Source organism: Eggerthella timonensis (assembly GCF_900184265.1).
In the GTDB taxonomy this organism is placed as follows: domain Bacteria; phylum Actinomycetota; class Coriobacteriia; order Coriobacteriales; family Eggerthellaceae; genus Eggerthella; species Eggerthella timonensis.
The window spans coordinates 3,000,603-3,024,816 of record NZ_FXXA01000002.1; the positions used below are offsets into that span (position 1 = coordinate 3,000,603).

Consider the following 24,214-nt stretch of genomic DNA (forward strand, 5'->3'; position numbering starts at 1 on the left):
GCATTCGTCACGGTGACAGTCCATCGTCAGAACCTCGGCCCTCTGCCGCGCCGAGCGGCGCGTGCTATACTTTAGCTATCCGATCAGCGACGATCAGGAGGTACCCTATGAAGTTCACCAACATCCTCGTGCCGTTCGACAAGTCCGACCACGCACTGCACGCGCTCACGCTGGCCAAGGGCCTTGCGGAAGAGGATCCCGCCGTCAAGCTGCACGTCGTCGGCGTCATATTCGTCTCGGACATCCCGCCCGCGCTCGGGCTCGACGCCAATCCCTACGAGAGCGCTCCCCCGCTGGTCATCCAGCCCGACCTGTACAAAAAGCTCGTCGACGCGGCGCTCGACCGCGAGAAGGACGACATGAAGCAGGCTATCGGCGGGCTGCTCGACGGCATGCCCAACGAGGTGGATCTCGTCGCCGTCAACGCGCCGTCGCCCGTGGACGGCATCAACGACTTCGCGAAGGAGCACGGCTGCGACCTCATCGTCATGGGCTCGCGCGGCCTCGGCGTGCTGCGCGGCATGCTGGGCAGCGTCAGCTACGGCGTCCTGCGCTCGGCCGAGATCCCCGTCCTCGTGGCGAAGAAGGACGGGGACGAGAAGTAAGGAAGGGATACGGACGCATCGCGACGGTCCGCGTTCTCTTTCGCGCGGGCCGTCGCGCATGCCGACCCGATAAGTTGGTATACTACCTGGCTATGGAAACCAATCGACATCATACCCGCCAACGCAAGCATCTGGCCATCGTCACGATGGGGGTGAAGCTGGGCGACGAGACACGCGGTTACACGCGCTTCCGCTTCCTGTCGGAGCTGCTCGCGCGCGAGGGCTTCGAAGTCGACCTCGTCACGTCGTCGTTCCAGCATTGGGACAAGGCGCATCGCGACACGTCGAAGGCCTGCTACCAGGGCCTTCCCTACCGCGTCGTGTTCATCGACGAGCCCGGCTACACGAAGAACCTCGACCTTGCGCGCATCCGCAGCCATCGCGTCGCGGCGAAGAACCTGCGCGCGCACTTCGAGCGAACGGCCGGCGCGTACGACCTCATCTACGCGGAGATCCCGCCGAACGACGTCGCGCGCGTGTGCGCCGAAGCAGCCGACGCGCAGGGCATCCCGTTCGTGGCGGACATCAACGATTTGTGGCCCGAGGCCATGCGCATGGTCGTCGACGTGCCCGTGATCAGCGACGTCGCCTTCTACCCGTTCTCGCGCGACGCGAAGCGCGTCTACCAGCTGCTGGCGGGCGCCGTCGGCACCTCCGACGAGTACGCGGCGCGCCCGGCGAAGGACCGCGCAAAGCCCTACCCCCAGGCCACGGTGTACGTGGGCAACGACCTGGCCGCCTTCGACGAAGGCGCCCGCGTGCACGCGGCCGAGGTCGATAAGCCCGCAGGCGAGCTGTGGGTCACCTACGCCGGCACGCTCGGCGCCAGCTACGACGTGGCTACGCTCGTCGAGGCCGCTGCACTGCTCGAGCGCCGACGCCTCGCACGCGCGGCGTCGAAGGACGACGCACGGGCGCCGAACCCGCCCCCCGTGCGCGTCAAGGTGCTGGGCGACGGCCCCGACCGCGAGAGGCTCGAGGCGCTCGCAGCGCAGCTCGACGCCCCGGTGGACTTCCTGGGGTACACGGCCTACGAGCTGATGGCCGCCTACCTGTGCGCGTCGGACATCGTGGTGAACTCGCTCGTCAAGTCGGCGGCGCAGAGCATCGTGACGAAGATCGGCGACTACCTGGCCAGCGGCAACCCCATGATCAACACGGGCTCGAGCCCCGAGTTCCGCGCGAAGGTGACCGCCGACGGCTTCGGCGTGAACGTCGAGGCGGAGGACGCCGAAGCGCTCGCCGACGCCATCGCCAAGCTCGCGGGGCACGCGTCGCTGCGCAAGATCATGGGCTCGAAGGCGCGCGCCGTCGCCGAGAGCGAGTTCGACCAGCCCCGCGCGTACCGCGAGATCGTGGATTTGCTGCGCACGTTGCTGTGATTTTGGTCGAGCGCCTCGCCAAACCGGGCGCGGCGCGTCAAAATAGGGAGCTTGCATACGTCGAATGCGTGCGATCGTGCAGGTCGTGCGCCGTTTATCGGGTACCAAGGAGCAATCTTGACTGAGCAGAAACGAATTTCGTTCTCCCCGCCGGACATCACCCAGGCCGAGCTCGACGAGGTCGCCGACGCCTTGCGGAGCGGCTGGATCACCACCGGCCCGAAGACGAAGGAGTTCGAGCGCGAGATCGCCCGCTTCGCGCAGGCCGACCGCGCCGCCACGTTCGCCTCGGCCACCGCGGCGCTCGAGTGCGCCCTGCGCGCCATCGGCGCAGGACCCGGGGACGAAGTGATCACGAGCGCGTACACCTACACCGCCTCCTGCTCGGTCATCTGCCACGTGGGCGCGACCCCGGTGCTGTGCGACGTGGCGCCCGGCTCCTACGAGATGGACTACGACGCCCTGCCCGGCCTCGTCACCGAGCGCACGCGTGCCGTCATCCCCGTCGATATCGCCGGGCGCATGGCGGACTACGACCGCTTATTCGCCGCGCTCGACGCCGCGCGCGATTGCTGGAGCCCCGCGACCGAGCTGCAGCGCGCCTTCGACCGCCCCGTCGTCCTGGCCGATGCCGCCCACTCGTTCGGCGCGACGTATCGGGGACGTCCCTCCGGGTCGGTGGCCGACTTCACCGCCTTCTCGTTCCACGCCGTGAAGAACCTGACCACGGCCGAGGGCGGCGCGCTCGCGTGGCGCGCGGGCGCGTTCGACTCCGACGAGCTGTACCGCCAGTTCATGCTGCAATCCCTGCACGGCCAGACGAAGGATGCGCTGGCGAAGAACCGCGCGGGCGCCTGGGAGTACGACATCGCCTTCCCAGGCTGGAAGTGCAACATGACCGACATCCAGGCGGCGCTCGGCCTCGCGCAACTGCGCCGCTACCCCGCCTCGCTCGCCCGTCGGCGCGCCATCGTCGAGCGCTACGAGCGCAACCTGCGCGACCGCGACGTCGAGCTGCTGCAGCACTACGGCGAAGGCGGCGAATCGAGCGGGCACCTCATGTTCGTGCGCCTGAGGGGCAAGTCGCAGGCGTTCCGCAACGCGCTGATCGAGCGCATGGCGGGCGACGGCGTGGCCACGAACGTGCACTACAAGCCGTTGCCGCTGCTCACCGCGTACCGCGACCTCGGCTTCGACATCGCCGACTTCCCGAACGCGCTCGCGCAGTTCGAGAACGAGGTGACGCTGCCGTTGCACACGCTGCTCTCCGACGACGATGTCGACTACGTGACGGCGTCGTTCGGGCGCGCTTACGACGAGCTCGAGGCGGAGGGCATCCGCTGATGTACGTACGGTTCGGAAAACGCGTATGCGACCTGGTCGTAGGGCTCGTGGCGCTGCCCTTCGTGCTGATCGTCATCGCGGTGCTGGCACCGTTCATTCACTTCGAGGACAAAGGGCCCGTGTTCTACAACGCACCGCGCGTGGGGCTTGGCGGACGCGACTTCAAGATGTACAAGCTGCGCTCGATGCGGGTGAACGCGCCCGACCTCGTCATGGAGGACGGCTCCACCTACAACGGAGCCGACGATCCGCGCATGACGCGCGTGGGGGCCTTCATGCGCAAGACGTCGCTCGACGAGATGCCCCAGTTCCTCAATGTGCTGAAAGGCGACATGAGCGTCGTGGGGCCCCGCCCCGACCTGCGCCGCGAGACGGAGCTCTACGAAGGCGACGAGCACCTCAAACTCACCGTGAAGCCCGGCATCACCGGATACGCCGCCGTGTACGGGCGCAACTCGCTGCCCTGGCACGACCGCTTGGCGCTCGACGTGTTCTACGTGCACAACGTTTCTTTCCCGCTTGACGTGAAGGTGTTCTTCAAGACGTTCTCCGCCGTGTTCAACCAGGAAGGCGTGTTCGTGGAAGACGATGCGTCGGCGAAGTAACGGTCGGCTAACGTGATCCTGTCCGACTCGACGCGCGCGGCCTCCACCCTCTATCATGGTCGTGCGCCGCGCGACGCGGACGTACGACGAGAGAGCATGCAGGAGAGTGACATCATGACGAAGGATCAGACGGCTAAGCTGGCAAAGTACGGCATCGATTACGCCGAGGCGATGGAGCGCTTCGGCGGCAACGAGGGCTTGTTCGTCCGTCTTGCATCGAAATACGCGGACGACCCGCATTTCGATGCGCTCGAAGCAGCGATGGCCTCCGGCGATACCGCCGCAGCCGAGCGCGAGGCCCATTCCCTCAAGGGCGTCGCGGGCAACTTGTCGTTCGTGAGCCTCTACGACCTGGCCGCACGCATCACCGATGCGCTGCGCGCCGACGATTTCGAAAGCGCCCGTACCCTCATGCCGGAGCTCCGCGAGAGCCACGAAGCCGTGCTAGAAGCGCTGGGTGGGCTGCAGCGGTAGACGTCCTATCCCTCCGCTTCCGCCTTTGCCTTCTCGCGACCGAACAGCTCCTTCCAGTCGCTTGCAGCCAGCACGGTTCCGACAAGGATGACTACACAGCAAACGACGGATATCGGCGTCGGGATCGTTCCTTGCAGCAAGAGCGCGAACAGGACAGCCCATGCCGAATAGCTGATGTTGAGCGCCATGGATTTCGCCGCGCCGATGGGCGAAGAAATGCTCTTATAGTAGAACAGGTACGATACGGTGCCGGCCAGCGCAGCCAATCCCACCACGCCCGTTGCGAAGCTGGGGATAACCATTGCAGTGAAGCCCCAGGCGCCGAACAGCGGCAACACGACGATCGCATAGACAAGCGCCGACGTGGTCTCGCGGATTTGAAGCGCCGTCTCGTTATCGACGGCATCATCTCGCATGCCCCAGGCGCAGATGACGGCTTCGGATCCCCATCCGAAAACGCACAACAGCGCACCGAACAGACCCAAGATCGGATTTCCCAGCTCCGATCCACCTGAAGATACATAACCCATGACGATGATGCCGGCAAGAGCCGCCAGCAAAGCGACGAACTGTTTAGGAGCCATACGTTCTTTCAGCAGCACGAAGGCCAAGAAGGCGCCGACCGCAGGGTAAAACGACGAGATGATGGCAGTATAACCCGCCCCGATATTGTTGATGGCCATCACGTAACCCGTCATGCCAACGGGACCGCCCAGCAGTGCACCAAGGATAACCGCCTTTCCGCTGCGCGTTTTGAGAGCCGCCAGCGTATCGCCCAAACGACCACGCAAGCCCATGTAGACGAACAACCAGATCGCGCAAAATATGTCATGCAGGGCCGCGCTCGCGATGGCTGCGAAGGCAATCGCCTCCGCAGTGCCTACAAAAGGGCCCATCGAAAGGCCGATGCCGAGGATGACCGTGTCGAGACCCCAAAGCAAGCCGCTCGTCAGGCCGAACTTCATTCTCCCAAAACCTTTCATGACACTCCCCTTAGTCGTTTCCCTGGCGATACCAGCTCAGCGCCTTGTCCAGATAGTCCTTCGCATAGCGGTAGTAGATGTACAGCCATTCGCCCACCATGTCGCCCTCGGCTTCTTTGAGCAGAGACCATACGTACCAACACCAGCCAGCAAGCGCCACGAAAGCGAAGTTATGACGGCGCTCCTCCATCGACGGCTCGCGTCCGAAATAGTAACCCAGGGCGCGTGAAGCCTCCTCTTCGCTGAGCTGGCAACACACGGTGAACGTACCGAAGTCGCTTGCGTAATCGGACATACCCGAATACTCCCAGTCGATGAGCGACATGTCGTTCTGACCATCGATCAGAAAGTTCAACATGAAAAAGTCGTTATGGGTCAAGCAAATGCGCGCGTCGTCCGCATCGACGAAACGCTTGAGCTCTTCCGCCTTCGCAGCCATCTCGGCATAGCCCGGCACCTCAATACGACCGGACTTGCGCTCCAGCAAGCTTTCATAGCGCTTGCCCTCAGAGAAGAAGTCGAACGAACGATCCACTTCAGCACCGGACTCGTGCAGACGGCGCGCCATCTCCATTGCGCGCTTAACCTCCACAGGATCATGCGGGTCGAGCTGACGGCAGCCGGAGACGAATCGAGATAGTTTCCAGCCTTTCTCGGGGTCTTCAGTGATGAACGTGCGATCGAGTCCCAGATCGCGCGCCACGCCTTGAGCCACCACCTCGGCCCGACGGTCGATGATGCCCTCCGTCCCGATACCGGGATGGCGGTACACGTATTCGGCGTCTCCTACGCGGATATGGCAGGAGAGATTGGTGAGACCCTGCTTTAAAGGATACACGTCGCGGATATCGTCCTTGCTGCAGCCGAGCGCTGCCACGATATTGTCGAACGCCTCCGAATCAACGTTTTCCAAGAATCGGGGGTCAAATTCGCGAAGCTCGTCGAGCGTGTCGAACTCGAATACCGAACCGGCAGGATACTCACGCGCGATCATGTCCAGCTCTGCGATATGGTCGGCGTACAGCTCTTCCCAGAGTTTATCGATCGTCGTAGGCAGATCGTACTCTTCCTCGAGAATCCGAGCGAAAGCTTGCGAGAAAGCCTTGTCGAAGTACACATGCCCGAGCATGATGAGGGAGTCCTTGCCGCCGATGTCGACCGAGACGATGCGGTTGCCTGAGCCCAGGCGCATGCACCATTCGTTCGTGGGACCCTCTTGGAACTGAGCCGCGTAGTAAGCCTTCCACACGTACGGCTCGAAAGGGTTCTCCACGAAGTAGTTGTCAGAAGAGCATACGAACGTGTTCCCTAGGCGCTCACGTACCACCATGAGCGAAGAATGGTTGTTGCGCGTAGCGTATTCCTCGTTCACGACGATAGACACGCCGTATTTCTCTTCAAGGTAAAAAAAGTATTCCTTCTTGTACCCCGCCACCACGGTGATATCGTCGATGCCAGCTTCCCGCAGTTGGCGGATTTGACGTTCGATCAGGATCTCTCCGCGAACATGCAGCAGACCTTTGGGCTTTTCGTAAGAGATGGGAGCGAACCGGGACGACAAACCTGCAGCCAGAATAACGGCGTTGTCCACCTTGTACGGCACGAGCGTCTCGAACCCGACGTCGGACAAAGCCCCCTGGAAGATAAGCTCTTTGTCGAGCAGCGACTTGTATGCCGTGTTGATCGATCCAAGCGACAAGCCCGCTTGAGCGGCGATCGCACGCTGGCTCATTCCCGGCTCGCGCTCAAGCGCGGCAAGCACTGCAAATTCGTTCTTCGTGATCAAGTTCAAGCATCCTCTCGCAAAAGCGTCGATCGGCGATACCAGAAAACGTTCATTTCTCATCAAATTGTACAGAATATGAACGATCCGTTCAATTGTAGTTCTGTTTTACAGATTTTGAACACAAAACAAAAACGCGCTGCCTTTTTGAGGAAAGCGCGTTTAAAACAACGGGTCGACTTGCAGACTCAAATCAATAGCCCAAAACCTTGTCTACGACATTCATCACCTTCGTGCCATAGGTCTGATCCGCGGCCCAAGTTCCGGCGAGTTTGTCAACCGTCGGCGCCGAGCCGCGCTTGCCGCTCAAATACTCGAAGCGCTTGTCCACGCAAGGCTGGTTGAGCGACGCCGTCGAGGCGTAGCCCTTCAAATGCTGAGCCTGTGCCAAAAGTCCCGTCTTCACATCCGGGAACTCGTCGCCGGCAACACCGTTGCCTGTTGCGCCCAATCCTCCGAAGTTGCACTGGACCTTGCCGTTCTTGTCCACATCTCCACCGAACTGAAGCCACCCGGTTTCAACCATGGCCTGCGCAAACAGAACTTCGGCTCGGACGTCCTCGGATCGTGCCTGATCCAACAGCACCTGGCAAAAGTCCTTGATGGTGGCAGCCCCCCGCGACGTGTACTTATCAGCAGGATAAGGAACGCCCTGAGCGTTGAAGAGCGCCACCATCTGGTCCACCGTCACAAGCGAAGGGCCCATGATGGAGTCGGACGGCAGCAGTGCGCCCGACGAATCGAACCGGTAGGTCTCGCCCTCTATTGCGACCTTTCCCGTGACCATAGCGCCCGACTCGCTCAAATAGTAACGCTTGCCGCCCAGATCGAGCCACCCCGTCTGCATCGCGCCGGAGCCCGCGAGGTAGTACCAGGCGCCCCCCAGCTTCAGCCAGCCGCTCGAGCGCATGGCGCCGGAGCCCTCGAAGTAGTACCACTTGCCGTCCGAGGCCTTCTCCCATCCCGTGGCCATCCTCCCGCTCTCGGGGTCCAGCCAGTACCAGGAGCCGCCCTTGCTCAGCCACCCCGTCTGCATCGCGCCGGAGCCCGCGAGGTAGTACCAGGAGGAGCCCTGCTTCAGCCAGCCGCCGGAGCGCATGGCGCCGGAGCCCTCGAAGTAGTACCACTTCCCGTCCGAGGCCTTCTCCCAGCCCGTGGCCATCCTCCCGCTCTCGGGGTCCAGCCAGTACCAGGAGCCGCCCTTGCTCAGCCACCCCGTCTGCATCGCGCCGGAGCCCGCGAGGTAGTACCAGGATGAGCCCTGCTTCAGCCAGCCGCCGGAGCGCATGGCGCCGGAGCCCTCGAAGTAGTACCACTTCCCGTCCGAGGCCTTCTCCCATCCCGTGGCCATCCTCCCGCTCTCGGGGTCCAGCCAGTACCAGGAGCCGCCCTTGCTCAGCCACCCCGTCTGCATCGCGCCGGAGCCCGCGAGGTAGTACCAGGCGCCCCCCAGCTTCAGCCAGCCGCTCGAGCGCATGGCGCCGGAGCCCTCGAAGTAGTAGCGATGCCCGTCCGAAGCCGTCGTCCAGCCCGTTGCCATCTTGCCAGTCTGCGGATCGAGCCAGTACCACGTTCCGCCTAGACTCAACCAACCCGTCTGCACGACGCCGGAGGACGAAAGCCAATACCAGGATCCGCCGTCCTTGAGCCAGCCGTCCGCGCGCATAGCGCACGAGCTGTCGAAGTAGTATCTCTTGCCGTCTATGGTCTGCCAGCCGGAAACAGCGTACGAATCCGCGCCGAACCAGTATTTCTTGCCTCCAATTTGCTGCCAGGAACTAGTGGCGTACGTCCCATCCGACAGCTTCAGCTTCCACCGACCATTATCCAACTCCCATGCCGAAGAGAGCTTGTAAGTTTCGGCTATACCCGCAGCATCGGCATAGCCGAGTTCCTTCAAAAACGCCTCGCTCTTCAACTTGTCGCTATCGCCCTTGTTGGAGAGGAAGGCATGCTCCACGATAATGCCTACGATGCCCGCCTCGCGACTGGCTTCGATGACCGTATAGTAATCCTGTATGCTGCCATCGGGATAGTAGAAGGGACCGTCGCCATCCACGCGCTCAGAATCGCGAACCTTTATGCCGCGATCGGTCAGGCCGAGCTCAGTCAGTTTTTCCAGGATCTTGCTCGACAGCCGAGCTCCTTCTTCGTGAAGCTCTTTTCGATACGAGCTATCGTTGGGGTACCATACCTCGGCGCCGTTGCCCGACGCAGGTCCGGAATTAATGTGCAGGCTCACGAACACGCTAGCCCCTGCGCCAACCGCACGATCCACCCGCTCGGTAAGCCCCACCCGCTCGTCACGACCACGCGTCATGAACACCTCGACGTTCGAATACGCCCCCAGCGCTTCTTTGCAATACTGCGCGATCTTCCAGGTGAGATCCCTCTCTACCAAACCGTTTGCCGAGGCTCCGGGCTCGCTTCCCCCATGGCCGGGGTCCAAAGCCACAACGAACTTCTCAGACGAGGCGCGATCGGCGGGAGCAGCCGAGCGGCTCGCTGCCGCAGAGGCGGCCCCTGCAGACAGCTCCACGGCTTCGCCCACGGAAGACGCCTCTTCGAGCTGCCCATCCTCGGTCAGGGCAAATACGGACACGTCAGCGTCTAGGTCGTCGTTAGGCAAGGCAAACGCCTCGATCTGCGGCGCCGCCACCGTGAACGCGTAGGGCTCGCCTTCCCAGGAGGACAGGTCCACGAACAACGCACGTCCATCGGAGGCTGATGCGCCCTCCATTCGCTCGAGACGATACTCGCCCTCTTCCGGAACGTCGACTGAAAAAAGCGCCGCGTTGCCCGCATACTCGGAAGCGACCGCTTTCATCGACTCGCCCGAAGGAGCCGTCAGCGTCAGCTCTGCGGATGCCAGTTCGATCGACTCGTCGTCAAGCGCAACCACGACGAGCTGGGAACCGCCCGCACTGGGACAACTTTCGTCGAAGTACACGAATCCGACCGGCTGCCGATCGGATTCGAGAGCCATCGCCGAGGCTTCGGCCTCGCCCTCAGATTGGGCGGCTTCCACCGTCTCAGCGGGATCGGAGCCCTCTCCTTCCTGCGATTCGGAAGAAGCGGAAGATTCTTCCGGCACGCCCTGATCGATGGAAGGCGGCTGGATGACCGCGTCGGACGCCGGCTCAGAGATCCGAGGATCGGCTATTGCGGCCACAGAAGTTGCGGGAACGAGCGCGAAAGCCAGCATGACCGACAAAGCCAGCTTGGTCAATCGGAATGAAACCTGGTGCATTGAGCACCTCCATACTTCGAACTGCCAATTGCTACTACGATGCGATGACGCAAATATTGCCGCTGATGAGTATATCAGGAAACCAGCCCCTACCGAAGACCTCTCGACAGATGGCGTATGTCGGACGCGCTGAATCAGCTGTATGTATGAGCGAAAGTGTCGGACCTTCCGCCTTTACACGTACGCCTTGTCGATCTCCTGCAGTTCGCGGTAGGTGTCGATCTCGATGATATCGTCGAAGGCACACTCGCGCACCGACACCTCGTAGTTGCGAGCGAAGTAGCGTAGCGCCACCTCGTCCCAATAACGCTCCTTGCCCCCGGGCATGGCGAACGTCGCCGGCACGTCTTCGGCGAGCTTGCTCCCGTCTTCCTCGGTCCAGTAGGAGATGCCGAACATGTGATGGCAATCGGTTCCGCCCACCGACAGGCCCGTGATCACGCCGCGGCGGGTCTGGAAGCACCAGTCGTCCGTCACCGCCACCGGCACGCCCAGGTAGTTCGAAGCGTACTGGTACTTCGTGATGAGCTTCGGGTTGTACAGCAACAGGTCGGATTCGAAAACATAGGCGTTCTCCAGCAGGTCTTTCGCCGCCACGGCCGACGAGATGTTGTTCGCCTCGTTGTAGAAAGGGTTCTCGATGAACTTAATACTAGGGTACTTGTACAGCAGCTGGTCGAACTGCTCGGCCAGATACCCGCGCACCACGTACACCTCTTCGATACCCGCTGCGAACACCGCATCGAGCAGCGAATCGATGATGCGCTGACCCTGGACGCGAATGAGCGGCTTGGGCGTGTTCAGCGTGATGGGAACCAAACGGGAACCGAACCCAGCGGCTATGAGCACCGCGCGCTTCACGCGATAAGGCTCGATTGCCTCCAAACCCGCAGCCGACAGCATCCCCTCGCGCACGAAGCCGCGCTCGTGCAGGTCGGCCATCGCCTTGTTCACCGTGCCCACGGACAAGTCGGCCGCCGCGGCGATCTCGCGCTGCGTGAGCGCCTCGTCGACGCGCGCCTCGAGCGCCGTCAGGATCTTGAAGTCTTTCAAATCGAGCGAACGTTCCATGGTTTCCTCTCGTTCGAAGCGCAGGGCCCGTCAGGCCGCCTGTGCCGTTGCGGCCTCCGCGCGGTGGATTGCCTTCTTCACGCCTGCGAGCAGCAGCTTCGAGGCGATGTTCGTTGCAAGTATGATCAGCGACACGAACGCGGCGCATTCGGTCAAACGCTGCGCGTCCAGATCGGTGATGAGCAGCGCGAGCGGCATGTCGAGCGTCGTGGCGAGGAAGGCCACCGCCGAGATGGTGACCATGCAGTTCACGAAGAAATAGCCTGCCATCTCAATGATCGTGTCCATCGTCTGGGGGATGAGCACGTCTTTGAGGATGCTCGCACGCCCTATGCCCATGGTAGAGCCCACGGCCTCGAGGTTCTCGTTCGCCTTCCCCAGCGAGTTGTACGCCATGAGGTACGGCGAGGCGAAGAAGTGGACGAGGTTCACCAGCACAAGGATCGCCAGCGTGCCGTACAGGATCGATCCCTTGAAGAACAGCACGTACGACAACCCGAGCACGAGGCCGGGAATGGCCAGCGTCGTGATGCACACGAGGTGGAGAAGCTTCGCGAAGCGGCCGCCCATGCGTGCAGTGATGTACGCAGCGAAGTACGCGAGCGCCGTGCCGACGAGCGCGACGAGGCATGCGATGACGATGGAGTTGAGCCAGTAGTCGCCTGCGTTCATATTGAGCGCGCGACCAATGTTGTCGAACGTCGCCGTCAGATCGACAGGGTACTTCTTCACGAACGAGACGAGCACGAAGGAGCCGAGGGGCAGGATGATGGCGATCGACACGATGGCAGCAAGAGCATAGCCCGCGGCGTCCCGCACGGCGCTACGCGCGATATCGAACCGCTTGGACACGAACGACCCTTTGCCCTTGTCGGCGTTGAGCACGTCGACCAAAAACGCGACGATGGCCGGGATGAGCAGCACGAAACCGATAGCCACGCCCGTATCGTAGTTCAGCAGGCCGATGACCTCCTGGTACATGAGCACCGGCAGGGTCACGGTCTTGCCGCCCACCATGAGCGGCACGCCGTAGTCGGTTACCACGAGGGTGAACGTGGCGAACACGGCCGAGATGAGCGGCTTGCGCAGGTACGGCAGCGTGATGCTGAGAAACTGGTTGGCCTTCGGGATGCCCAGCACGTCCGCCGCCTCGTAAGGCGAAGCGTCCTCGTACTTGAGCACGTCGTACAGCAGCAAGAACGCCGAAGGGAACGAGTACAGGACCGACCCCATCACGATGCCCCAGAACCCGTACAGCGAGAAATCGAGCCCGAACGCGTTCGTGATGACGCCGTTCGAGCCGAGCAGAAACACGAGGCCCATACCGAGGGCGAGCGACGGGATGAGCATCGGCAGCGTCATGATAACGGCGATGACCCCCTTCGCCCGCACGTTCGTGCGGCAGAGCACCCACGACATGGCTAGCGCGAACGCCAACGAGATGGCCGTCGACGTCAGCGCCACGGCCGCCGAATTGAGGCATGCGACGGCGAACTGCTCGGTTCCGAACACGTCGCGCGCGCCGGGACTCGCAAGCCTCGAGAACATGCCGACAAGCGGCAACACGGCCGCAACCAGGAAGAAGGCCGCGAGCACAACGCGCGTGAGGTTGAGTTTCCCTGCCCGATTCACCGCTTCCCTACCGATCCATGAAGCGGGCGAGCGAATCCATCTTGATCCGCAGGTTCTTCACCACGAAATCGGACACGTACTCGTCTGCCGGGCTCGAGATGATCTCGTCGGGCGCCGCCAGCTGGTGGATGCGACCGTCCCCCATCACCATCACCCGGTCGGACAGCGCGAACGCCTCCTCTTGGTCGTGCGTGATGTACACCATCGTCGTGCCGAATTCACGCTGGATGCGCTTGAGCTCGAGGCGCAACGACAAACGGGTTTCCACATCGAGCGCGCTCATAGGCTCGTCGAACAGGATGACATCGGGATTGAGCGCCAGCGTGCGGGCGATGGACACGCGCTGCTGCTGGCCGCCGGAGAGCTGGCGCACGCTCTTGTCGATATGCTCGGCCATGCCGAGCTGCTCGAGCACGCGCTGGGCGATCTCGCGGCGCCGCGCCTTCAATCCGGGCTTGAACTTCAGCGCGTACTCAACGTTGCCGCGCACGGTCATGTTCTCGAACAGCGCGTAGTTCTGGAACACGATGCCCATGCCGCGCGCGTCGGGAGGCGCCGTCGTGATGTCGCGGCCCCCGAGGGTGAGCGTGCCCTCGTCGGGCATCAGCAGGCCGATGAGGATGCGTAGCGTGGTGGTCTTTCCGCAGCCCGACGGCCCGAGGATGGAGAGGAACTCGCCGTCGAACACGTCGAAATCGAGCGCATGCAGCACCTCCTTGCCGTCGAATCGCTTCACGAGGCCGCGCGCGGACAGCTTCTCGAGCGCCTCGTCTGCCGCCTGCACCTTACGTTCGTTCGTCATCAGTACTTCCATCTTCCCAGCAGCCTCTGCTTCTCGTCGGGGTCGGTGATACCCGTCATGTCGGCGTACGCGATGTCGGCCGGATAGTTCGGGATCTCGGCCTTGAAGTCGACGAGAACCTGGTCGGGCACGTACGTTTGGTTGTCGATTTTCACGCCTTCGGTAGCCAGCCAGTCGAACACCTCGCGCACGACCGGACGATCGCCCTTGCCGCGCACGATGCCGAGACCGTAGACGGCCCACGGCGCGCCTTCCTCGAAGAACAGCGGACGAAGCGGCACGCCTTGGTTGATCTCGGACACCGTTTGGAACGTCATGCCGAGGCCGATGGCGGCCTCGCCCTGCACGAGCGCGTTCACTGGACCCGATCCCGACGAAGTGAATTGGTACACGTTCTCGGCTAGGCGGTCGAAGTAGGCGAACGCCTCGTCTTCGCCCCATGCGTTCACCAGGCTCTTGACGAAGTTGTAGCCCGTGCCGGACGATCTGGGATTCGGCATAGAGACGAGCCCCTTGTACATCGCATCGGTCAGATCCTCGTAGCTCCGAGGCGCTTCCAGCCCGCGTTCCGACAGCGTGGATTCGTTGACCGCGATGCACGCGCTTTCTCGCGCAAACGGGAAGTACCGGTTGTCGGGGTCGAGCAAATCGGCGCAGTAGCGCGCCGCGTCATCGGCGGGAAGTTCCTCGAGCTGTTCTTGCACCTGCTTGATGTAACCGCCCTCAAGATCGAGCACGATGTCCGCTTCCGACTGTGCGCCCTCCATCTTGAGCTTTGCGGCGCAATTGCCCGTAGGGACGTAATGCAAGCGAATGTCATATGCGGGAAAACGTTCGTGCAGGGCCGTGAGCAGCACCTCGTTGCGCACCCCTTCGGCACACGAGTAGATGACGACGGTGCTGCCGCCCACCGAGCTGCACCCTGGCAGCGCGAAGACGGCTAGCGCGCCCGCGGCAACCCAGCAGAACCTTCTTCGTGAAATTGCCGCGACCATACGCTTCGCTTCCCCATCGACTTTATCGAATAGCAGAAGAAAGCATAGTCGATTTGTTCAATACTGTAAAGCAGATGTACGTTTTGAACATACCCGAAACATTCGGGCGGAGTCTAACGGCTTCCGAAGTCGAGTTCGATTGGAGCATGGTTGCGACGGGCTTCCATCGGAGGCAGCTCCTTCCAGTTCGAACCGTAAACCCTCTCGAGATAAGACTCGGCTCGAGCGGGAACGGGAAACGAGAGCCCCTCGAACAGTATCTCGCGACCAGGCGCAAGCACGTCCGCAGGAAAAGCCGACTCGGTGACGTACGCCATGCTCATGTAATCGCTGCCGGGGCTATCCGCACCTCGAAGCGCCCAAGACTCGAACGACTCCACGACGCGCTCGTGGCTCAAAAACGCCTTTGCACCCACGTGGGCAACCGAGCAAGCGCCTTTTTCGAGCGCGCCGAGGACGCCTCCGTGAGGCACGGTCACATGCCGGGCATGCAGCAGGTAAGACGCGCTTTGCCATGCTCGACACCGTCGAAGCTGCCGAGCGGCAACGTTCTCGTCGGCATGGAGGACGTCGTAAGGAAACACGTCCACAAAGATGCCCTGGTCGATTCCAGCCTCCATGGTTTCCGCCGTGTAGAACTTCGTGCCGCGCTTCCACACCTTGGCGAACATGCCTGCGCAACGGGAATTCGTCCGAGGCTCGCACACCGCATACCTTTCCCCAAGCGCTTTCGGAGCAACCTCCAAGAAACGCTCGTAATCGGGTCGAAGCATACCCACATCGATATCGTCGTCCCACGGAATGAACCCGCCGTGCCGTACTGCGCCCAAAAGCGTACCGCATTCCAAGAAGTACGGTATGCCTTCGGATCGGCATACCGAATCGATGTCGCGGAGGATGCTCAATTCCGCAAGCTGCAGCTTCCTCAGCACGTCTTGTTCGTATTGCACCTCTTTCGCACCTTCCCTTGCTTTTTATCTGGTTCCGACCAGATCCAGATAGTACGACTCGAGCCAAGCGGCCGTATCGCGGATATCGAAACCCGACAGGCGCACGGCCGTCGCGGCTTCCGCCCGATCGAAGCGCTTCGACAAGGCGCGCTCAACCGCATCAGCCCACGCTCCCGCTCCGGCCTCCAAAGGCAGCCGCTCGACCGCAAAAGGAGCCGCAACTGCCAACTCGGGAACCCCCGTGGACAGCACGCACGGCACACCGGCGGCCTGAGCCTCCATCACGGACATAGGCAGGCCCTCCGAAAACGAAGGGAATACGAACGCATCGAGAGCCTTCAGCACGTCGGGCACGCGATCGGTGATCCCGAAGAACACGACATCGCCTTCAAGGCCGGCATCCTCGACCGCTTGGTGAACGCTGCCCTCGAAAGGACCTCGGCCCACCAGCAGCAGCTTGGCATCGGGAATGCGACTTTTCACTTCGGAAAACGTCTCGACGAGGAACAGGTGGTTCTTCACCGGGTCGAATCTGCCCACATGCCCGATCAACGGAACGCCGGCGAACCCAAGGGATCGCTTTGCGCGCTCGTGGGCGAGAGAATCGCCGGCGTACGAATCGACATCGATAGCGTTTTTCAACAGATGGAACCGCTCGCCCTCGACGACGGCCTTCCCGAACCGATCAATCCCCGCTTCCATGGAGCAGGCGATGAAGTTATCGGCCACGCGTCGGACGGGATACGCCAACGCCCTGAATCCCAATTCCGTAATGGAGAGGGGAAACTTCTGAGAATGGCTATGCGCGATCGTCACGCGACCCTGCCGCTTCGCCTCCCTGAGGTACACTGGAGCACAGCTTCCGATATGCCCATGCACGATGGGATGCTCGGGATGACGAGAAAAGAAGTTGCGGCACGCGCCGCGATATGTAGAAACGTTCACTGCCTTGAAGCGAGGCAGCCCGCGAAACACCTCGCCTCCCAAATCCCCGATCTCTTCGTCGTAGTCGCACACGCGCTGTTCGTGAACCAGAAAATCGAACTGCACCTCCGTTCGATCGAGGGCGCGGTACAGGTTCATTATCATCGTCTCTGCGCCCCCTCGATCCATAGCGCCAATGACATGCAGAACACGTATCATTCGTCCGTCCTTTCTCCATCGCCCCCGTGCGCGCGATCAGGCCCGCGCCGTACCGTGGCTATGAGGAATCCCAGAAGGGTCAGCACGCCCGCCAGGCAAGCGACGGCTCCGGCAAAGCTAACCCCGTTCATATCCCACAGGTTCACGAACGGGAATGTGACCGCAAGCACCGAAGCAAGCGCGACGATGTTGCCAATGAAATTGGCTTTGAAGTTGCGCAGCGTGATCAACAAATCCCCGAAAAACCAGAGAAATGCCGTCAGTATCGTGGAAAGGATGATCGGCTGCAGAAGATAGACGTACGGCTCGATGCTGGAACCGAACAAAAGTTGCAAAGCCCATGATCCGACAAGTTCCAAGACGATGGAGCAGGCGATCCCCACCAAGACGATCCCACCGATCGTTTTCCCCAGCAGCTTGAGAAAACCCGAAAGATCCCCGTCGAAGAAGTGGCGCGGGAAGACGTCGAGGAGAGGGCCGTACAAATACATCGCCCCCATCTGAATGACGAGCGCAGGAGCGGCCACCGACGCGTAGATGCCGAGAGCCGCATCCCCAGAGGTCATGGCCAGATACTGCTTCGGGATGGCGAAAATCGCGCTGGCGGCCAATGAGGCCAGCACGGCGGGAAACGACACCTTGAGAAAGAAGAGCGCCTTGCTTCGCGACAGCCGCAAGCTGACACGCTCGAACTGGCCAGCCTTCGGTATGTCGAACAGCACAAGGACCCCAAGCGCCGAGACGGTCATCCCCACGATGGCGAGGTCCAGGTTCCGCGTGATCCAAAAAACCGCTACGAACGCGGCGAGCGTACTCAAGCCTTGGGCGATGAACGACTTTCCTATATAGTCCATACGGCGATGTTGCTGGTCTGCACCGTGCAGGATGTCAATCAGCAAGCCCACGGCTTTGAACACGAAGAAAAGTGCTATGGTGGTCAGCGCATATGGAGCGCATGTTAGGAAGGCATACACCATACACGCAATGAAAGCCAAACCCAGCGTCAAGCAACGGAAACCCAGGTATTCGGCAAGATCGTTCTCGCGCCTGATATCCGAAATCTGATACGTGCCCATCTTGTAGTTCGCGAACGTGCCGAAGATGCCAACAACCGACATGGCCAAAGAGAGCAGGCCGGCATCATCGTAACCCGCAGACAACCTTACAACGAGAACCGTGACCAGCCATTGACAGGCCAAGTACGTCATAGATCCCGCGGAGTTCCACAGCATGTTCTGCTTGGTGGACAAGGGCGGCACGTCTCGTATCGTGGGAGAAGCCAACTTCATAGACGATACGCCTCGAACGTATGGATCTCCCGATCCTCTTCGCCCGGAAGCATCCGCCAATCTCCGTACTGCAGCTCCAGGAATCGTTCATAGCCTGCCGGAGCCAGGAATACCCGATCTTCGAAGGGCATCTCTACGGGGTCGAACAGGCTTCTGGGAAACTCTACTATCTTGTTTTCCGTGCCGACGATGTCGGCCACCACGTCCGACCTTTCCCCCCGGTTGGCATTCCGCGCGTTCTCGTCGATGGCGCGAGCGTACTTCAACGCATCCAGTCTGCGCGCGAAAGGGCACACGATACGTTTGACGAATCTCACAAATGCGCTCGATCCCACCGACGGATCGGCGACGATGAAGCCACGCACCAGCGAAAAAAGGGCGTTCTTCAAATAAGGACGCCGGTCGCCGGGCTTCAAATCCTCAAGGGGGAACACATCGACCCACACACCCGTGGACGTGCCCTTGTCGACGAAATTCTCCAGCACGCACGTGGTGGTGTCAACCAGCTTGACGAATGAGTAGATGGACTCCCCGTCCCGATACCACGCCAAGGCGAAGCGATCGCTCGACTTCCATTCGTCGAACCCCGCAATTAGACGCTCGTAGTCGGCACGCAGCATCACAACGTCCATGTCGTCGTCCCACGGAATGAACCCGCCGTGGCGAGCCGCACCTAAAAGGCTGCCGTACGCCAAAAAATACGTTATGCCCTGCTCACGACAAACCCTGTCTAGCTCGTCCATCAACTCAAGCTGGATTTCCTTCATGTCATCTATCGTCAGGCGCTCCATGGCAAGTCTTACCTCGGATTTCTTCCTCGTCATCGAAAAAAGTGCGCGACTAGCGGCCGCTTTCGCCCGACCCCGTCGGGTTCCTAGATTGTAAAGCCCTATTTTAGCGTTGATTGCCGAAGAACCGGGACCAAATCGTATAATGAGAAGAATATCCAAGCCATTCGTCGAAACGATGGCTCCGTGCGCATTACGCGCTATCGTCAAGGAGGCCTCCGTGAACCCCGTGCGCATGCCCTGCCTCGGCATCTTCCGAATCGTGCTCGCGCTCGCACTCGCAACCGCTTGCGCAGCCCCGACCTTCGCAAGCATGCCTGTCGCGTATGCCGATCAGAGCCAGACCAAAGCGGCGAACGCTGGTACGCGCATCCATATCCTGCCCTTCGCTGATACGGACGCCATCGTACTGGAGAGTAACGGCCGCTTCGGCATCGTGGATTCGGGCGAGGACAACGATTATCCTGACGGGTCGGATCCGCGCTACCCGCTCCGACCGGGTATCACGATAGGCGGCGGCAAGGAAAACATCGTCATCGCGTACCTGAATAGCATCGGGGTGACCTCCGATAATCTCGAGTTTTATATCGGCACGCATCCCCACAGCGATCACATAGGCTCCGCCGACGAGATCATCCGCGAGTTCCACCCCCAGCGCGTGTACCTGGCCGAATATCAGGATTCATTCATATCGGACGAAACTCGCCTCTGGGACAACCAGTACGTGTACGACAGAGCTGTCGCTGCGGCTAAAGAGACGGGCGCCATCCTGATCCAGAACCTGGATCCGAACGCACCCGTGAAACCAGCGCCGAGCCCCGTCGAAGCTCAAAGCGACTTGAACGCAGTCGGCGATGCGCCCCAAACCGACGTGCTGGACGCCGATGGCGTGATGGAGCGCTTCGGCGTGGATCCCACCGACCAGGACGACCCCTACAACTCCGAATCCCTGCCAGAGGAAGGCATCGCGGTCATCCGGTCGGCCGATCCCAACCTGATCCACGAGCACGCCCCCGACCCCTCGACCACGGGAAGCCCCTTCTTCAACCTGGGGGACATGAACATCGAGATCGTCAACTACGGCGACGATTACAAGTTCAACCCCGTGCCCGATGCGAACTACTTCTCCTGGGGCGTTAAGGTGAAGGCGAGCGGCTCCACCGCCTTCCTCGCAGGAGACATTAACAACTACGATGGAGACGAGAATCGGCTCTCCAAGATCATCGGTCATGTCGATCTGCTCAAATTGGCCCATCATGGATTGAGCGGATCCAACACGCCCGGCTATCTGGCAGCGCTCTCCCCCACGTACGCCGTGCAAACGGGGAACAGCCAAAACCTCCCCGAGTACGCCACAACGGCGCTCGATAAGCTTCGTATCCGTTACTTCACCGCGCCCGAAGCAGCCGAGAATGGTCACAAGGCCGTGGTTGCCACGTTCACGGCGCACGGCATGGATCTCAACATGATGGAAAACGGCATATCGTTCCATGAGTACGATCACACGCCCCGATTCGTTTCCTATTACCAAGGACTCCGACAAGTTCAACAAGGATGGAAGAAGGTCGGCAGCTCTTGGTACTGGTTCGCGAATAACGCCTCAGCAACCGAGAGCTCTTGGCTCAAGCAGGGCGGCACGTGGTACTGGCTCACCGCCACTGGCGCAATGGCGACTGGTTGGTCGAAAGTTCCCGACGGGAAGTGGTACTACTTCAACGGCTCGGGGGCCATGCTGTCCGGCGGTTGGACGAAGCTCGGCTCGACCTGGTACTATCTGACCGGCTCTGGGGCAATGGCGACTGGCTGGCTCAAGCAGGGCGGCACGTGGTACTGGCTGGACCCGGACTCCGGGGCCATGGCCACGGGCTGGGAGAAGGCCTCGGACGGGAAGTGGTACTACTTCGATGGCTCCGGCGCCATGCGCTCGAACGGCTGGCTGAAGCAGGGCTCCTCCTGGTACTACCTCACGGGTTCCGGCGCGATGCAGACCGGCTGGCTCAAGCAGGGCGGCACGTGGTACTGGCTGGACCCCGAGAGCGGGAGGATGGCCACGGGCTGGGAGAAGGCCTCGGACGGGAAGTGGTACTACTTCGACGGCTCCGGCGCCATGCGCTCGAACGGCTGGCTGAAGCAGGGCTCCTCCTGGTACTACCTCGCGGGCTCCGGCGCGATGCAGACGGGGTGGCTGAGCAAGGGCGGCTCCTGGTACTGGCTGGACCCCGAGAGCGGGAGGATGGCCACGGGCTGGGAGAAGGCCTCGGATGGGAAGTGGTACTACTTCGANCGGCTCCGGCGCCATGCGCTCGAACGGCTGGCTGAAGCAGGGCTCCTCCTGGTACTACCTCGCGGGCTCCGGCGCGATGCAGACGGGGTGGCTGAGCAAGGGCGGCTCCTGGTACTGGCTGGACCCCGAGAGCGGGAGGATGGCCACGGGCTGGGAGAAGGCCTCGGATGGGAAGTGGTACTACTTCAGCGGCTCGGGGGCCATGCAGACCGGCTGGACGAAACTCGGCTCGACCTGGTACTACCTCACGGGTTCGGGGGCGATGGCGACTGGCTGGCTCGGTCTGGGCGGCACGTGGTACTGGCTGGACCCGGACTCCGGGACAATGGCCACGGGCTGGGAGAAGGCCTCCGACGGCAAGTGGTACTATTTCGACGGCTCGGGCGCCATGCGCACAGGATGGCTCGAGATCGGTTCAGATCGGTATTACCTGAACGCCTCGGGCGCGATGCAGACCGGCTGGCTGCACGTGGGCGATTCTTGGTATTGGCTAGATCACGATTCGGGGAAGATAGCCACAGGATGGCTCCAAATTCTCGAGTCATGGTACTATTTCCGTCCCACAACAGGAACCATGGCAACCGGCGCCGTCATGATCGAAGGCACCAGATACGTGTTCGACGTATCCGGCGCATGCCTCAATCGCTAGGTTAGAAAAGGAAAGCCTTCATGCACAACATAGACAGTCAATCGATCAGCATCATCGTTCCCATATTCAACGCCGAGCCGTACCTCGAGCAATGCCTCGACAGCATCTTGGCGCAGACGCACCGCGAGCTCGACGTCGTCTGCCTGAACGACGGAAGCACCGACGACTCCCTGGCCATCATGCGATCCTATGCCGAGCGCGACGGCCGCGTGCGGGTCATCGACAAGCCCAACCAGGGTTACGGCGCAACGTGCAATCGCGGATTGGACGAAGCGCGTGGCGCCTGGATTTCCATCGTCGAACCGGACGATTGGATCGAACCCGGCATGTACGCCGACATGCTCGCCTTCGCGGCGACGCTCGACCGGCCTGTCGATATCGTGAAGACGCCTTACTGGCGTATCTGGATGCCCGACACGCCCGAGCAGCGCAAGATCAACTGCAGCTACCGCAGCCGCATCAAACCAGCGCGCCAGCCGTTCGCCATCCGCGACGCGGCACACCTCCTGACGCACCATCCTTCCATCTGGTCGGCGATCTACCGCAAAAGCTTCCTCGACGAGCGCGGCGTCCGCTTCCGCGAATATCCCGGAGCCGGCTGGGCCGACAACCCGTTCCTCGTGGAGACGCTCTGCCAGACGGATCGCATCGCCTATCTCGACAAGCCTTACTACTGCTACCGCGAGGAGACGCCCGAGAAGTCGAAGTCGTTCGCGCTCAACAACACGCTTCTGCCCTTCGACCGTTGGAACGACATGATGGACGTGCTCGAGCGCCTCGGCATGCGCGACGAAGCCGTGCTGCGCGCTCACAACAGCCGCGGCTTCACGTACCTGGGGGGCGTGCTCGAAGAGGTGGATCCGACGAACGAGGAGGTGCGCTCGGCCGCGACGCGCATGTTCGAACGCATGGACAAAGATCTGGTCCTTTCCGATCCGGAGATCCCGCCCGGATGCAAGCGGATGTACGCCGATCTGCTGGGCATGCCCGAGCCGTATGTCAAGAGCGCGCCGTACGTGTGGGGTCTCGTCAAGCAAGGGATGTACAATCTGAAGAACGTAGGCCCCTCGTTCACCCTGCACACCCTGAAAAAGTACGTCGTGCAAAAGAGCAAACGAGAAGGCGGGAAATAAGCGAAAGAGGGCGGCTGATCGGCCGCCCTCTTTCGCTCTTACGCATGTACCTACGCTGCCGCAACCTCGGGAAGCGGGACTACCGTCGTCGGGTCGCCGCCCGCCTCGACCGTTTCGATAACCCTCCTCCACGTGTCCTCGTCGCGAGGCGTCATCCACAGGCCATCGTGCTCTTCCATGAAATCGCCCACGTACGGGCCGGTTCCCGACTGGAACGTGATCTTGTCTGCGTTCGCAGCAAAGTCCGCCACCATAGCAGCCAGCTCTTCGGCAGGCCAATTGGTGTTGGCGTTGGCCATCAGCGTGTCCACGTGCGCGGCAGCGTTGGCCGGATCGGCGGCAACCTGCTTGATGCCCGCCTCGACCAGCTGTCGGTCCTGGATCTGGCGGCACGCCTCGATGTCGGCGGCGTACAGCTTGCGCACGCGAGCAAGCACAAGCGCCTCAGGCCCGTTCAACTCCTGCGTTCCCGCGCCGAGCTCGATGGTGTCGCCGCTCACGATGTCCTTCAAGTGCATGTCGATAGGCACGTTCGCCGTGATGCCTCCGAGCTCGTTGACGAACTTCTCGAAGTCGATGAACCTCATGTCAAGGTAGTACTGCACTTTGACTCCGGTCAAATCTTCGACCTGATCGACGGCCATGTCGATGCCGCCGTAATGGTAGGCCTCGTTGATCTTGGACACCCCTCCGTCAATGGTCGTCTCCGTGTCTCGAGGAATGGTGACGAGCGCCACCTGGTACGTCTTGGGATCAATACGAGCCAGCATCATAGTATCCGAGCGACCCTTGCCGTCGGCGTACATCTCCTGGGACGCTTCGGTGGTCCCCACGCGCGAGTCGTTGCCGATGACCAGCACATAGAACGGCGTGTCGATGGGGCTGACGGGCTCCTTGCCGCCGCTGACGGCTTCTTGCATCAGATTCGTATCGGTTTCCACAGGAGCGGCAGGCTCCTGCTGGCACCCCGTTGCGACGGCCACCGTCAACGCCAGAAGCGCAGCGACGATCCCGCAACGGGCGATCTGCTTCAATTTCACGTGAACCATTCC

The 24,214-nt window shown here is 61.5% G+C and carries 19 protein-coding genes and 1 pseudogene; 8 read left to right on the forward strand and 12 right to left on the reverse strand.

What is annotated here, in order from left to right; all coding sequences use genetic code 11:
* Nucleotides 1–107 precede the first annotated feature (107 nt).
* From C1A15_RS12625 to C1A15_RS12645, 5 genes are all read left to right on the forward strand, one after another.
* On the forward strand, nt 108–605 hold the full coding sequence (locus C1A15_RS12625) for a universal stress protein (protein WP_101722901.1): 498 nt from the start codon (nt 108–110) through the stop codon (nt 603–605).
* Between the two features lie 92 nt (nt 606–697).
* Nucleotides 698–1,987, forward strand: coding sequence for a glycosyltransferase (locus tag C1A15_RS12630; protein ID WP_101722902.1), 1,290 nt, complete (start codon nt 698–700; stop codon nt 1,985–1,987).
* A 117-nt stretch (nt 1,988–2,104) separates the two neighbouring features.
* On the forward strand, nt 2,105–3,331 hold the full coding sequence (locus C1A15_RS12635) for a DegT/DnrJ/EryC1/StrS family aminotransferase (protein WP_101722903.1): 1,227 nt from the start codon (nt 2,105–2,107) through the stop codon (nt 3,329–3,331).
* A complete protein-coding gene (locus tag C1A15_RS12640; protein WP_101722904.1) occupies nt 3,331–3,936 on the forward strand; it encodes a sugar transferase in 606 nt (201 codons plus the stop codon). The genes C1A15_RS12635 and C1A15_RS12640 overlap by 1 nt, the downstream gene beginning before the upstream one ends.
* 12 nt (nt 3,937–3,948) lie before the next feature.
* Nucleotides 3,949–4,410: an Hpt domain-containing protein gene (locus C1A15_RS12645; protein ID WP_245865020.1), complete on the forward strand. Its 462-nt coding sequence runs from the start codon at nt 3,949–3,951 to the stop codon at nt 4,408–4,410.
* A gap of 5 nt (nt 4,411–4,415) precedes the next feature.
* Here the strand turns inward: C1A15_RS12645 and C1A15_RS12650 are convergent, their stop codons facing one another.
* From C1A15_RS12650 to C1A15_RS12700, 11 genes are all read right to left on the reverse strand, one after another.
* Complete coding sequence (locus tag C1A15_RS12650; protein ID WP_245865021.1) at nt 4,416–5,393, reverse strand: DMT family transporter; 978 nt, start codon at nt 5,391–5,393, stop codon at nt 4,416–4,418.
* 10 nt (nt 5,394–5,403) lie between these two features.
* A complete protein-coding gene (locus C1A15_RS12655) occupies nt 5,404–7,179 on the reverse strand; it encodes an NTP transferase domain-containing protein (protein WP_101722905.1) in 1,776 nt (591 codons plus the stop codon).
* 190 nt (nt 7,180–7,369) lie between these two features.
* A complete protein-coding gene (locus tag C1A15_RS12660; protein WP_101722906.1) occupies nt 7,370–10,426 on the reverse strand; it encodes an N-acetylmuramoyl-L-alanine amidase in 3,057 nt (1,018 codons plus the stop codon).
* Between the two features lie 174 nt (nt 10,427–10,600).
* Entirely contained in the window at nt 10,601–11,497 is an 897-nt protein-coding gene (locus C1A15_RS12665; protein WP_101722907.1) for a sugar phosphate nucleotidyltransferase, read from the reverse strand.
* 30 nt (nt 11,498–11,527) lie between these two features.
* On the reverse strand, nt 11,528–13,129 hold the full coding sequence (locus C1A15_RS12670; protein WP_101722908.1) for an ABC transporter permease subunit: 1,602 nt from the start codon (nt 13,127–13,129) through the stop codon (nt 11,528–11,530).
* Between the two features lie 7 nt (nt 13,130–13,136).
* Nucleotides 13,137–13,931: an ABC transporter ATP-binding protein gene (locus C1A15_RS12675; protein ID WP_101722909.1), complete on the reverse strand. Its 795-nt coding sequence runs from the start codon at nt 13,929–13,931 to the stop codon at nt 13,137–13,139.
* Nucleotides 13,931–14,926: an extracellular solute-binding protein gene (locus tag C1A15_RS12680; RefSeq protein ID WP_101722910.1), complete on the reverse strand. Its 996-nt coding sequence runs from the start codon at nt 14,924–14,926 to the stop codon at nt 13,931–13,933. The genes C1A15_RS12675 and C1A15_RS12680 overlap by 1 nt, the downstream gene beginning before the upstream one ends.
* Before the next feature lie 113 nt (nt 14,927–15,039).
* Entirely contained in the window at nt 15,040–15,876 is an 837-nt protein-coding gene (locus C1A15_RS12685; RefSeq protein ID WP_101722911.1) for a LicD family protein, read from the reverse strand.
* A 24-nt stretch (nt 15,877–15,900) separates the two neighbouring features.
* Nucleotides 15,901–17,019, reverse strand: a complete 1,119-nt coding sequence (locus tag C1A15_RS12690) for a glycosyltransferase (protein ID WP_101722912.1) — start codon at nt 17,017–17,019, stop codon at nt 15,901–15,903.
* Entirely contained in the window at nt 17,016–18,308 is a 1,293-nt protein-coding gene (locus C1A15_RS12695; protein WP_101722913.1) for a lipopolysaccharide biosynthesis protein, read from the reverse strand. The genes C1A15_RS12690 and C1A15_RS12695 overlap by 4 nt, the downstream gene beginning before the upstream one ends.
* Nucleotides 18,305–19,099 carry a LicD family protein gene (locus tag C1A15_RS12700; RefSeq protein WP_101722914.1) on the reverse strand — a complete coding sequence of 265 codons (795 nt, stop codon included), beginning with the start codon at nt 19,097–19,099 and terminating at the stop codon, nt 18,305–18,307. Before C1A15_RS12700 ends, C1A15_RS12695 begins: the two co-directional genes overlap by 4 nt.
* Nucleotides 19,100–19,409: 310 nt before the next feature.
* On the opposite strand from C1A15_RS12700, the pseudogene C1A15_RS17350 reads away from it, so the two are divergent.
* From C1A15_RS17350 to C1A15_RS12710, 3 genes and pseudogenes are all read left to right on the forward strand, one after another.
* Nucleotides 19,410–21,362, forward strand: a pseudogene (locus C1A15_RS17350) (MBL fold metallo-hydrolase); the annotation flags it as partial.
* Between the two features lie 31 nt (nt 21,363–21,393).
* On the forward strand, nt 21,394–22,029 hold the full coding sequence (locus tag C1A15_RS17430; RefSeq protein WP_425430953.1) for a cell wall-binding repeat-containing protein: 636 nt from the start codon (nt 21,394–21,396) through the stop codon (nt 22,027–22,029).
* 20 nt (nt 22,030–22,049) lie between these two features.
* Nucleotides 22,050–23,162 carry a glycosyltransferase family 2 protein gene (locus C1A15_RS12710; RefSeq protein WP_101722916.1) on the forward strand — a complete coding sequence of 371 codons (1,113 nt, stop codon included), beginning with the start codon at nt 22,050–22,052 and terminating at the stop codon, nt 23,160–23,162.
* Between the two features lie 50 nt (nt 23,163–23,212).
* Here C1A15_RS12710 and C1A15_RS12715 read toward each other — a convergent pair whose 3' ends face one another.
* Complete coding sequence (locus tag C1A15_RS12715; RefSeq protein ID WP_101722917.1) at nt 23,213–24,211, reverse strand: LCP family protein; 999 nt, start codon at nt 24,209–24,211, stop codon at nt 23,213–23,215.
* Between the last annotated feature and the right edge of the window lie 3 nt (nt 24,212–24,214).